Genomic DNA, 12,558 nt, shown 5'->3' with positions numbered 1-12,558 from the left:
ATTATGAAAAAAGTACTTTTAATAGAGGATGATATGGCGCTGCGTGAGAATACAGCAGAACTTCTAGAGCTTTCTAACTATGAGGTTACGACGGCTCCTAATGGTCGCATAGGTATTGACCTAGCTATTGCAAATCCACCACAAATAGTAGTTTGCGATATCATGATGCCTGAGGTAGATGGTTATGGAGTGCTAGAAGCGCTATCTAGCAACCCTAGCACAAGTCATATTCCATTTATTTTTCTTTCGGCTAAGACAGAGCACAAGGAAATTAGAAAAGGAATGGATATGGGAGCAGATGATTATCTTACAAAACCTTTTGAAGAAGAAGAACTTATAAGTGCCATAGAAAGCAGAATTGCAAAGGCAACGATACTTAATAACATATTAAAAGAAGAACCAGTAGCAAAGGAGGAAGACTCACTGCGTAGTCTCAATGAGCTTAAAAACTTTTTTGATGACGAGGGTGGAGAGTTAAGCTTTAATAAAGGCGCATTAATCTATAAGGAAGGAGAACATTCTAACATGATTTACCTCATCCTCAAAGGTGTAGTAAAAACACATAAGATGGATGAAAGTGGAAAGGAACTTATCACCGGACTTTTAAAAGCAGATGATTTTCTTGGTTTTACCTCATTTATTGAAAATATAGCTTACCTGGAGTCTGCTACGGCTCTAGAAGATACCGTTGTCGTGGGAGTGAGTAAAAACGAACTAAAAGAAGTGCTTGAGAAAAGTAAGAATGTATCCTTAGAGTTAATGGAACTTCTCACAGATAACCTTGCAGAGATTAAAGGACAATTATTACAAATGGCATACAGCTCTGTGCGCAAAAAGACAGCGCAAACCATTTTACAGTTTGCTGTAATTCTTAATAAAAAGCCAGAAGAAGGAATTAAAATTGCACGTAATGATCTAGCAAGTGTAGCAGGTATCGCTACAGAAAGTTTAATAAGAACACTATCTGGTTTTAAAAAAGAAGGCCTTATTGAAATAGAAGGACGCAACATCAGGTTGATTGATGTGGAAGGACTTGAGATGATAGACTAAATCGTGTAAACTGACTTTTGTCATATTTTATGGCTCAACAGTAAAATACATTTGTGCTATTATATATAGTACTCATGAAGCATATTCTTATACCTGTAGATTTTTCAAGCCAGTCATGGAACACAGCCTTATGTGCAATAAACTTATATAAAAGTCCGAGAGTTCGCTTTTATCTTTTCTTTTCTGAAGAGCTTGATTACAGCACAGATAGAGAGGCAACTATTTGCGAACCTCCCACACAGCAACTTACTTCTTGGATAAAGAAATTAGACAAAGTAATAGCTGGAGGACAAACTATTGAACCCCTCAGATGGAAAAGTGATTTTATAGGTGGTATGCGTAAAGCAGTTGCAGATAATCACATAGATCTCATTGTGATGAGTACTAGCTACCCAAATATATTTTGCGATGTACTTAAAGGAAGTCATGTGCGAGAAGTAATCACACGTTTAAAATGCCCTGTACTTATCGTGCCTAGAGAGTTTCACTGTAAAAGTCCAGAGCAGGTAGTTTTAATAACAGATTATAATTTTAACCATAGGGCAGAGCCCACTTCTGTGATTAATAATTTTATAAAGCGCACAAGTGCACACCTCAATATTCTACAATTATCAAAAACAGGTAATGCGCTTAGTGAAACACAGCAAACCAATAAAACGTTCCTGCAGACTTCTTTTCATGACATACCACACAGTTTTCATTTTGTAATGGAAAGAACAATGGATGAGGCTTTGCAATTTTTTGTAGATGTGCAGCAGGTAGATCTGGTGGTTTTATTTGCAAAAAATATAAACCTGTCTGAGAATGTGCTTTTTTCTCCAGCCCTTTCAGAAGAGAAAGATTATCACAAAAACATCCCGTTTCTAATAGTACACGAATAACTGGCGAGCTGATAAAAGTCATAGTTTGCAGAGTGTTAAGTTTCTAGTTTTGAGTATCAATAAACACTTGCTACTATGAGAGTTATCATCATACCCACAGATTTTTCAGAAAATGCTTTTAATGCACTTCGCTGTGCGCAACAGTATTTTAAATATGAAAAAAGTAAATTCATATTAGTTCATACCTATGCAGATGAAGTTTATGAGAATAAAGAGGTTCTCTCAAGAGATATTCTAGAAGAATATAAAGCAGTTAAACATAAAGAAACAGAAGCATCTCTTGCCTTAGTCTTAGAGCGAGCTATGGATCTAGAGCCTAATCCGAGACATGAGGTGGAATCTCTTGCGATATTTGGAACGTTAGTAGATGAGGTTAATAGTCTTGTAAATAGTGAGAATGCAGATCTGGTAATAATGGGTTCTCAAGGTAAGACTGCAAATCGTAATATCACTTATGGTAGCAACACATTACAAGTTGTAAAATATGTGAAATGCCCAGTATTGGGAATTCCTTTAGGGTACAATTATGAGCGACCAGAGCGTATTTTATTCCCATCAGAATTGTTGATTCCTTATAAAAATAGAGAGTTAAAGCTTATAAGCTGTATGGCAAAGAGCTTTCGATCTGAGTTGCACTTACTATATATCTCAAACTTTGATAGATTATCCCTTAGACAAGAAGATGTCAAGAGTGGTTGGGAATACCGCTTTCGCGAAAGCGAACAAACCTACACACGTCATGACGAAGGAGATATAGCTCAAATTATAAATGAGCACATAAGTAGCAATAAGATTGACATGGTGGTGCTAGTAAACTCAAAGCATACCTATATGGAAACATTGTTACATACATCGACCATTGATACAGTAGGTCTTAATACCAAAATCCCATTTTTAATCTTACAGAATCTCTCACGCTAAATCATCACTCTATGAAACATATATTAATACCTACAGACTTTTCTAATGCTTCATATAACGCACTTGAGTATGCAGTGCAGTTATTTATAAACGATGCATGTACTTTTTATGTGTTGAATACGTACACACCTGTTGCTTTATACACAAGCACTATTTACGATAATCATACAGCGCTTAATATAGACTTAGGTGAGATTTATAAAAACAACTCTTTAGAGCGACTCGAGACTATTATAGCTAAAGTAAAATATGCCTACCCAAATAGTAAACATATATTTACTCCAATAGCAAGCTATAATGTATTAACACTGGAAATAGATGAAATTGTTACAACTTCAAACATTGACGCCATCGTTATGGGAACCAGTGGAGCATCTGGACTTAAAGAAGTTTTTATAGGTTCTCAAACAATGCATGTTGTAAAAGATGCAAAAGTGCCTGTGATAGGCGTACCAGAGGGCTATACTTATAAAGCGCTCAAGGATATTCTGTTTGCTACAGATTATCGCACTGGAACCCATCAAAAGGGACTTTCACTTCTAGAGGAGCTTTGTAGAAAACATATATCTAGGCTCATTTTTTTAAACGCTTACTTTGGTCTTTCACTAGATGAAGAACAGCTTGAAAATAAAGAGAGCCTTGATACATATTTTGAGCGTGATGCACATATAAATGAAATAGCAGATGGCATGACTGTGCTAGAAGCGGTAGAAGATTTTCAGTCTAAGCATTCGATAGATTTACTAGTACTGGTGCACAATAAGCATAGCTTTTTTGAGAATATATTGTTTACACCTGTTGTAAATAAGATTGTCCATCATGCAGCTCTTCCTTTTATGATTTTACCACCCATTAATACCACTATATAATGATACGTGTTTTAGTACCTACAGATTTCTCTAAGCATGCATTAGATGCATTCACTTATGGGCAGCAGCTTTTTAGAGGAGAAAAAGTGACGTTTACATTATATCATGCTTATGAGCCATCTGCGTTACAATTATTAGGAAATAAAAGTCCGCTCGCACTTTCTAAGATCTATAGAGATTTAAAAGACGAGTCAGAAGTGCGCTTATCTGTATTTCTATCAGAAATTCTAAGTAAAGATAAGAGTACGACTTTCTTTTACAAAACGACAAGTTACTCTGGCCACCTTAAGGATGGCATTGCAGCGCTAGAAGAAAACGCTTATGATTATATAGTGATGGGAACAAAAGGAGCAACGGGACTTAAAGAAGTTTTTATGGGTAGTATGACCCATAGCATAGTAGCACTTCACAAAAAAATACCGCTACTTGTCATTCCAGAAAATGCTGTATTTAATGATCCAGACAGCATAGGCTTTGCAACAGATTTTGCAAGAGCGTATAACCATGAGGATTTACAACCACTTATCGTGCTTACTAAGTTATGGAAAGCAACGGTGCGCATGGTAGAGGTATATGAAAAACCAGAGATAACTCAAGTAAAAAAAGATCATTTACAACAACTAGAAGACTTACTTTCAGGGGTAGATTATCGATTTCATACAGTCCCTGAGTTTTCATCATTAGAAAATTGTATAAATGTGTTTGATGATGAACTCAACATAGATTTACTTGTGATGATTGATTATCCTAAAACATTTTTTGAAAGTCTCATGCGCGAGCCTGTTGTTAAGAAGATGACATTCCATACCACACTACCATTTCTTATACTTCCCAGCCATAACTGATTATTGTCATAGAATAAGAGTGTATCTCTCACTAGTTTAGAGGTATAAAACTTATGAAAATGGCACACATACTAGTACCCACAGATTTTTCTGAGAACGCTTACAACGCATTATTTTATGCAACTAGACTGTATCCTAATGAGGAATGCATAATAACGCTAGTACACTCTTTTGAAAATTTATTTTCAACCAATACGAGTCGTATAGATATAGGTAGAAATGAGCAATTATATGATGAGTTAGAACGTGCAGTTTTTGATAAGCTTGATACGTTGAAGCATGAAATAACTCTTGATAGTGAGGGCATTTCTCTTGTTATTGATATGGTAACGAGCGCACAGCCTTTATACAAAATAGTAAATAAGCTTATCATAAATTCAAACATAGATCTAGTGGTGATGGGGACTAAAGGCTCCTCAGGAATCCGAGAAGTATTTCTAGGAAGCCAAACGGTAAAACTAATTAAGAAAATAAAGCCTGTGCCTGTGTTTGTAGTGCCTCAAAGCGCCACTTTTCAAGCGCCTACAAAGGTTGCTTATGCTACAGATCTTAAAATTGATTATGCTCAGTATCCACTAGAGATTATAAAGGAAATCATAAGAATACATAAATCTAAGTTGTACATCACACATATTTATAATCAAATGAGCCCAGGTCAAACTGTAGAGACTAATTATAGAAAACTTAAGCACAAACTAGAAGACGTCTCTTATACAACGCACTGGCTGTCTAGTACCACTAAGATGGAGGATGCACTAGGCGTTTTTATTAATGAACATGATATCAATTTACTAGTGTTGATGTACCACAAAAGTGGTTTTTTAAAGAAACTCTTTAATAAATCGTTTGTAGATAAATTAAGCTTTCACTCAGAAATACCTTTACTCATATTACCAGAATCACTCTGATATATATCATAGTTTATACAATAGTACTCCCGTATTTTTAATTAATAATCAAACACTTACACGATGAAAAAGAAGATTCTAATACCTACAGATTTCTCAAAAAATGCTTGGAATGCGCTCACCTATGCAGCCGATCTTTTTAAGCATGAAGAATGTTCTTTCATTGTGCTCAACACCTATAGAACTAAAGGTTATAATTTAGGCGATTTGATGGTTCCAGAACCTGGAACACCATCGTATGAAAGTGCAAAAACGGCATCAGAGAAGCACATGGACAAGCTGGTGAGTATGATAGAATTCAGGGATACTAACCCTAAGCATGAGTATGAAATCATCACAAAGTTTGGTGGTCTTATGGAGGTGATGGAAGCTATAATTGAGCAACGAGACATAGAGTTAGTGGTGATGGGTACTAAAGGAGCAAGTAATAGTAGGGGAGCTCTTTTTGGTACAAGTACCATTCTCGCGATGGAAAAACTACGCAATTGCCCTGTGATGGGAGTGCCTCTCGATGTACGAGTAGCCAGTCTCAAAGAGATTGTAATGCCTACAGGATATAAAACTCATTATAAACGCAAAGAGCTCAGCAATCTCACAACGATTGCAAACCTTCAAGACGCAAATATCTGTGTGCTTTATGTAAATCCAGATGAAGAACTGAGTAAACAACAAGAAGCAAATAAAGAGTTGCTGGCAGAGTGTCTAGAAGATGCATCATTTAGTTTCCACCATCTGAGTGGAGTGGATGCTACTATTGGTGTGAGAAATTTTGTAGAGAGTCGTGATAGCGATATGGTTGCTATCATTAATAGAAAGCATGCCTTTTTTGGGAGTGTTTTTACCACACCTATGATCAAGGAGCTCGGTATGTTCAGCAAAGTGCCTTTATTAGTGATGCATGATTTACGTAATTAATGGTGTGATGGTTACGCTTTCGCGAAAGCGTAATTGCACTATTTAGAAAACTACGTAGTTGCAAAATAAATTGATAACATAAACCCAGCTTTACTCGTGATTAAAAAGTCTATCCAAGTCAAAAAGTCCTCTGGTGAAAAAGTAGATTTTTCACTAGAGAAACTAAAAGCTTCTTTACATCGCAGCGGCGCTGGAGAAAATGACGTAAGTCACATTCTTAATATAGTTCGCGATGAGCTATATCAAGGCATATCTACCAAAGAAATTTACAATAGAGCCTTTGCATTGCTCAAAAAAAAGAAATCTGTTTTTGCGTCAAAATATAAATTAAAGAAAGCCATTTATGAATTTGGGCCTACAGGCTTTCCCTTTGAAAAATTTATAGGGCAGGTGTTAAAGCATAGTGGTTATGACACAGAAGTAGGAGTTCTTGTGGATGGAAAATGCGTACAGCATGAAGTGGATGTGGTGGCAAGTAAAGAAAACCGAACGCTTTATGTAGAGTGTAAATTTCACGGTGAAGAAGGGCGTAACTGTAATGTAAAAGTGCCGCTTTATATTCATGCGAGATACAGTGATATTATTGCTGAGACCAAAATTAAAGGAGCTATAAGTACTGAAGGATGGGTAGTTACTAATACTCGTTTTACAAAAGATGCTATAGATTATGGAACCTGCGCAGGTCTTACTTTATTAAGTTGGGATTATCCTAAAGATAACGGACTTAAAGACCGTATAGATAGCTTAGGATTATATCCCATTACCGTTTCTACACTTCTTACAAAACGAGAAAAAAACTTTTTACTTGGTAGAGATGTTGTGCTGTGTAAGCAATTACTAGGTGATAGTTTTTACCTCGATCATCTAGGAATTTCGGAGACTAGGAAGTCAAAAATTTTAAAGGATATTCAATTTCTGTGCAATGTAAGTGAGTAATAAATACTGCTCGATAGCTGATAATTGTCATAGTTTAGGTAGCTCTACTGCGCTACTTTTAAACTAGTTAACACGTAAAACTCTTTTAGTATGGAATCGACACTCCCACTCACAATAGACCAGTTTCATCAAGATGTCAAGGTCTGGAAATCTAATGTTGCACTTGCAAGCGACGAAATTCAGTTTATAGAAAATCTGACACATTCTTACATTTTTGAACCTAGTTCACCTAATCTTTTTGAGCGTTTAGAGCATTACAAAATAGAAGTTTCTAAAATCAAAGTATTACTCAAGAGTATTGAGGTTTTACTTGTAAAACATGATGCAGAACTAAGCGGGATGCTAGAGTGCGACACCGTTTCTTGCGATGTGTTTTTTCAAGAAAAACACTTGACAATTAAAGAGCAATACAGACAATTTATTGATTCTTATAATAAAACCAAAAGTGAGATTTTTAACTACTGTGGTAATATTCTTAAGAAAAAAAAGAAATAAAGTATAAACATCTAAATCTTCATATTAATTGGAGATTACATGAAGAGCCACCTCCTGATTAGAGGGGAATCAGGAGTGGTTTTTCTTTGCTTTCGCGAAAGCGTATTCTCAACAATATCAAAACCTCATAGTTATTATGAAACATCCATTTTTTAATCAGTATAAGTTTAAATATCTTGAGTGGAATGATGCTCAAGCCATACACGATGTCACACTACTCTGGAAATCACAAGTGGAATTTATAGCTGTTGAGCAAGCTTTCTTAGGAGAGCTTTTAACCGAGCATACCCTGCAACTACTTTCTGAAACAAGTTTTGAATATGCAAGACATCTCGCCGTAGAGCTTGATGCTTTTGAAAAAGTAGTTCCAAAATTACTTAGACGTATTACAGAGCATTTAAACGAGGTAAAAGTCCTTATGGATGGTAAAGATGAGTTCCAGAAGGAGCGCACTTTTCAAGATGCCCATATCTTGCTAGAACTTAAAATGGGTGACTATCAAGATAAGTACAAACTCTTAAAAGAGGAGATATTTAAAACGATGAAGTCTGTCTTTGCAAAAAGCAAAAGCAAATTAATAGCTTAAAACGTATTAAGATGAGAATATTATTAGTGTGTGTGAGTATATGTATAATAAGTCTGTTGCAAAGTTGTAACAGCTCAGAGCTTATTGAAAATTGGAAAAATCCAGATATCGATGTTTTTCAAGCAGAGAAAGTGCTTGTACTTGCAATGACCAGCGATGTAAAAAACCGAAAACTGTTTGAAAAACGATTAGTAGATCTTCTTAAAGATAAAGGAGTTAACGCGGTAGGAAGCGATGCTTTTTTTAATCCAGAATTTACCTCTAGACCGCGCACAGAAGAAGAGTTAGGAGATCTTGAGAGAGCTATGCTTTCAGAAGGATTTGACGCCATTTTAGTTTCAAAAGTGCTAGGGGCAGAGGATAAGGTGACGCTAGTACAGTCTTATCGCAACTGGGATAAAAGTGTAAATGGTTTTGAAGATGATTATTATGCACATCAAGGAATTTATGCGGAGGATGAAGAGATGCAAAAGTATACAGTCTATCATGCAGAGAGTGCCTTGTACTGCATCTGCCCGACCAAGGAGCGTGAGATTATCTGGAAAGGCTCCATAGACGTCACAGAGCCAGATAACGACCGTAAGGCGATTAAAGATTATATAAGCATGTTAGTATGGGCGCTTGAAGAGCAAGAATTATTAATAATAGGACCTGTCGATTATTAAGCGTATAATTTATAACGCTAGCAGCCTGCGATTTTAGTGCCACAAGTTGCTAGCGTAATTTTTATAAAACTTTTAAATTTTAAGAACGTCCTCGTTGCGGAAAGTCTTCATATCTATCCTCAAAAGTTTTATCTGTAACGTATTTATCTTTAAGAACTTTGTAAACCATTACAACCACAGATGCTTGACCTAGCATGGTGATATAAAATATCCAGTTAAAAGCTAGATTCATTGTTGCAAAAATGGTGACTGTAATCAAAAGTAGGGTTGTGATCGCTACCCAGTGCATTGCTGTATTTTTCATAGTTATCTGTTCTACTAAAGATAATAATTATTGTAACCATTTAAAAATGAGCATAACAAAAGAGGATAATCGCACACAGCAATATCCTCATTATGATTTTATAGAGCTATGTTCTAAAATTGATCTAGTAAATAATTTATTAAGTCTGTAGTGGTAACAATTCCTACTAGTGTATTGTTTTGTAGTACTGGGAGTGCGTGAAACTCTTTGCTAGCAAGAATTTGTGCCACTTCTTTTACGGTTGTATCTGTGGTTACGGTCACAAGTTTTTTTGCCATAACTTGCTCAATGGTAAACATATTATAGACGATGGTATCTACGTCTTGCTCATCTTCATCTATTGCATCTGCAAAGCTTATTCTTAATAGATCTGTATAGCTCAAGATGCCTATAATATTATTACCGTCTACTACAGGAATATGTCTTATACTATGATTTTTAAAAAGTTCCTCGGCATGCTCTAATGAGTCAGTTTTATGTAGTGTGACCATATTTGAGGTCATTATGCTAGAAACGGGCGTTCTCTTTTTCATCTTTTAGGGTTTAATGATTTCTCAAAAGTAGCTGATGGCTTGCTTGAAAAAGATGATATAAATCAGCTTTTGGGATGACTTCTTGAGTACTCATTCAGAGCTCGAAAATTGCCCAATTAATTTATAAAAACCTTCTAAAAATGATATTTGTCATAATTTAAAAACCAACATAATCTCAAATTTGCCGTAGGTATAATGGACTTTTTAAAAGTCTGAGCAAATTAGAATTATGGATAATTGTTTCCATTGTGGTGATCCCTGTACAACAGTGATACACCATCAAGAAAAATCGTTTTGTTGTCACGGTTGTAAGACGGTGTATGACATATTGAGCGATAACGATATGTCGTACTACTACGACCTTGAGAATACACCAGGTACGTCTCCGCTACTTCAAGAAGGTAAGTTTGACTTTTTAGAAAATGAACAAGTAGTTGCCAAACTTTTAGAGTTTGATGAGCAAGGAACACAAGTTGTATCCTTATTAATCCCTACCATACACTGTAGCTCTTGCATCTGGGTGCTAGAAAATCTTAACAAATTGAATCCTGCGGTCAAAACTGCGCAAGTAGATTTCCCTAAGAAAACTATAAGAATCACATACTCATCTCAGGAGTTGTCACTACAAAATCTAGTGATGCTTCTGGCAAGAATAGGGTATGAACCTTACATTTCGTTAGATGATACCACAAAGAAGAAAAAGGAGGTAGACAGGAGCTTGACGTATAAGCTTGGTGTGGCTGGGTTTGCTTTTGGAAATATTATGTTTTTATCATTTCCGGAGTATTTTGAGGTAAGTGAGTTTTGGCTAGATAAGTATAAGTATGTTTTTAGAGGGTTAATGCTCTTGTTTGCTATTCCGGTAGCCTTTTACTCAGGTCGTGACTATTTTATCTCTGCCTACAAAGGATTGCGGTCTAACATCCTCAATATAGATGTGCCTATCGCTATTGGTATTTCTGTACTATTTATCAGATCTACCGTTGAGGTTTTGATGGATTGGGGTTCGGGATTTTTTGATAGTATGGCGGGACTTGCATTCTTCTTGTTGCTTGGTAAATTCTTTCAGCAAAAGACCTATGCGTATCTCTCTTTTGAGCGTGACTATAAGTCGTACTTTCCTATTGCTGTAACACGATTATATAGGGATGATAACGCTTTCGCGAAAGCGCAACCTTCAAGAAAAGAAGAGCAAACACAAGTATACGACCTTAAGAAAGGCGACCGAATTTTAATACGCAACAGTGAGTTATTGCCTGTAGATGGCGTCTTGATTAACGGAAATGCGCTCATAGATTACAGCTTTGTCACAGGAGAAGCAGAACCAGTAGCCAAAAAATCTGGCGATCAGTTATTTGCCGGAGGGAGACAGCAAGCGGGATCCATAGAAGTAGAAGTGTTGAAGCCAGTGGCGCAAAGTTACCTCACGCAATTATGGTCTAACGAAATATTCTCAAAAGGCAGACAGACCGTTTTTGAAACCCTTACAGATAGTATAAGTAGACGTTTTACAGTGAGTTTGCTCATTATTGCTGCGATTGCAACGGCTTACTGGTTATTTATAGACACATCAAAAGCACTTCAAGTATTTACGGCAGTTCTTATTGTGGCTTGCCCTTGTGCTATCGCGCTAGCAGCACCATTTACATTAGGAAATATACTACGCATTTTTGGGAGACATAAACTGTATCTAAAAAACAGCGGCGTTATTGAGCAGCTTGCTCATATTGATACCATTGTCTTTGACAAAACAGGAACACTTACTACGAGTGCAAAAAGTGTAATCACTTATGAGGGAGTGGCGCTTACACCAGAAGAAGAATCACTATTAACAAGCACGCTGAGAGCTTCAAACCATCCCTTGAGTAGATCTCTTTATGATTTACTAGAATCTCATGATATAAAAACACTTGATTCATTTACAGAAAAGGTAGGACAAGGAATCATAGGAACACATAATAATCATACGATTAAAGTAGGTTCTTATGGATTTGTGGCAACTGCACAAACAACTTCTCCAGCAGCCGGTGCCGAACGTACTGCTGTGCACATAAGTACAGATAATGAATATAAAGGTTGCTACATCTTTTACAATGAATATAGAGAAGGTGTGCAATCTCTTTTTAGTGAATTAAAAAGTAACTACGAGATTATCATACTTTCTGGTGATAATGATGGGGAGCGTACTTTTTTATCACAGATATTACCAGATAATGCAACGCTACTTTTCAATCAGAAACCTGGAGATAAATTAGACTTTATAAAAAACTTACAAGAGCAAGGTAAGAATGTACTTATGGTGGGAGATGGGCTTAATGACGCTGGTGCGCTAGCACAGAGTCATGTAGGTATTTCTATCTCAGAAAATGTCAATGTTTTCTCGCCAGCCTGTGACGGTATTCTAGACGCTTCAAGGTTTACAGATATTGCAACTTTCTTAAAACTCTCACACAAGGGAGTAAGCATCATTAAGTATGCTTTTATATTCTCATTATTCTATAATCTTATAGGCTTAGGCTTTGCCGTTACAGGCAATCTTGCTCCCGTAGTTGCTGCTATTTTAATGCCGCTTAGCTCTATTAGTATCGTCTTATTTACAACGATTGCTACTCATTTTATGAGTGGAAGTCTCACATCAAAAAAACTATAA

The 12,558-nt window shown here is 36.3% G+C and carries 14 protein-coding genes; 12 read left to right on the top strand and 2 right to left on the bottom strand.

The features are described from left to right. The first annotated feature begins 3 nt into the window (after nucleotides 1-3). The 11 genes from ACJJVW_RS00950 (at nucleotide 4) to ACJJVW_RS00900 (ending at nucleotide 9,071) form a co-directional block, all read left to right on the top strand. Nucleotides 4-1,050 (top strand): response regulator, encoded by a 1,047-nt coding sequence (locus tag ACJJVW_RS00950; RefSeq protein WP_405250439.1) that lies wholly within the window; start codon nucleotides 4-6, stop codon nucleotides 1,048-1,050. 74 nt (nucleotides 1,051-1,124) lie between these two features. Further along, the gene (locus ACJJVW_RS00945; RefSeq protein ID WP_379953265.1) at nucleotides 1,125-1,931 is read left to right on the top strand and encodes a universal stress protein; all 807 of its coding nucleotides are present in this window, start codon (nucleotides 1,125-1,127) and stop codon (nucleotides 1,929-1,931) included. A gap of 75 nt (nucleotides 1,932-2,006) precedes the next feature. Beyond that, on the top strand, nucleotides 2,007-2,852 hold the full coding sequence (locus tag ACJJVW_RS00940; protein ID WP_405250438.1) for a universal stress protein: 846 nt from the start codon (nucleotides 2,007-2,009) through the stop codon (nucleotides 2,850-2,852). Between the two features lie 11 nt (nucleotides 2,853-2,863). Beyond that, entirely contained in the window at nucleotides 2,864-3,721 is an 858-nt protein-coding gene (locus ACJJVW_RS00935) for a universal stress protein (protein WP_405250437.1), read from the top strand. Further along, nucleotides 3,721-4,566, top strand: coding sequence for a universal stress protein (locus ACJJVW_RS00930; protein ID WP_405250436.1), 846 nt, complete (start codon nucleotides 3,721-3,723; stop codon nucleotides 4,564-4,566). Before ACJJVW_RS00935 ends, ACJJVW_RS00930 begins: the two co-directional genes overlap by 1 nt. A 59-nt stretch (nucleotides 4,567-4,625) precedes the next feature. After that, the gene (locus ACJJVW_RS00925) at nucleotides 4,626-5,474 is read left to right on the top strand and encodes a universal stress protein (protein WP_405250435.1); all 849 of its coding nucleotides are present in this window, start codon (nucleotides 4,626-4,628) and stop codon (nucleotides 5,472-5,474) included. A gap of 63 nt (nucleotides 5,475-5,537) precedes the next feature. Continuing rightward, nucleotides 5,538-6,389, top strand: a complete 852-nt coding sequence (locus ACJJVW_RS00920; protein WP_339849451.1) for a universal stress protein — start codon at nucleotides 5,538-5,540, stop codon at nucleotides 6,387-6,389. Nucleotides 6,390-6,485: 96 nt separating this feature from the next. Next, on the top strand, nucleotides 6,486-7,325 hold the full coding sequence (locus tag ACJJVW_RS00915; protein WP_405250434.1) for a restriction endonuclease: 840 nt from the start codon (nucleotides 6,486-6,488) through the stop codon (nucleotides 7,323-7,325). A gap of 90 nt (nucleotides 7,326-7,415) precedes the next feature. Then, nucleotides 7,416-7,820 (top strand): hypothetical protein, encoded by a 405-nt coding sequence (locus tag ACJJVW_RS00910; RefSeq protein ID WP_405250433.1) that lies wholly within the window; start codon nucleotides 7,416-7,418, stop codon nucleotides 7,818-7,820. A 136-nt stretch (nucleotides 7,821-7,956) separates the two neighbouring features. Continuing rightward, nucleotides 7,957-8,406: a hypothetical protein gene (locus ACJJVW_RS00905; protein ID WP_405250432.1), complete on the top strand. Its 450-nt coding sequence runs from the start codon at nucleotides 7,957-7,959 to the stop codon at nucleotides 8,404-8,406. Between the two features lie 11 nt (nucleotides 8,407-8,417). Further along, nucleotides 8,418-9,071 carry a hypothetical protein gene (locus ACJJVW_RS00900; RefSeq protein ID WP_405250431.1) on the top strand — a complete coding sequence of 218 codons (654 nt, stop codon included), beginning with the start codon at nucleotides 8,418-8,420 and terminating at the stop codon, nucleotides 9,069-9,071. A 79-nt stretch (nucleotides 9,072-9,150) separates the two neighbouring features. On the opposite strand, the gene ACJJVW_RS00895 is transcribed toward ACJJVW_RS00900, so the two are convergent. Beyond that, on the bottom strand, nucleotides 9,151-9,375 hold the full coding sequence (locus ACJJVW_RS00895; protein ID WP_405250430.1) for a hypothetical protein: 225 nt from the start codon (nucleotides 9,373-9,375) through the stop codon (nucleotides 9,151-9,153). Between the two features lie 113 nt (nucleotides 9,376-9,488). Then, nucleotides 9,489-9,908 (bottom strand): CBS domain-containing protein, encoded by a 420-nt coding sequence (locus tag ACJJVW_RS00890; RefSeq protein ID WP_405250429.1) that lies wholly within the window; start codon nucleotides 9,906-9,908, stop codon nucleotides 9,489-9,491. A gap of 229 nt (nucleotides 9,909-10,137) precedes the next feature. On the opposite strand from ACJJVW_RS00890, the gene ACJJVW_RS00885 reads away from it, so the two are divergent. Further along, the gene (locus ACJJVW_RS00885) at nucleotides 10,138-12,558 is read left to right on the top strand and encodes a heavy metal translocating P-type ATPase (protein WP_405250428.1); all 2,421 of its coding nucleotides are present in this window, start codon (nucleotides 10,138-10,140) and stop codon (nucleotides 12,556-12,558) included.

The sequence above is a fragment of the Dokdonia sp. Asnod3-C12 genome (genome assembly GCF_045063975.1).
In the GTDB taxonomy this organism is placed as follows: domain Bacteria; phylum Bacteroidota; class Bacteroidia; order Flavobacteriales; family Flavobacteriaceae; genus Dokdonia.
This window is presented reverse-complemented; position numbering and strand designations above follow the sequence as displayed.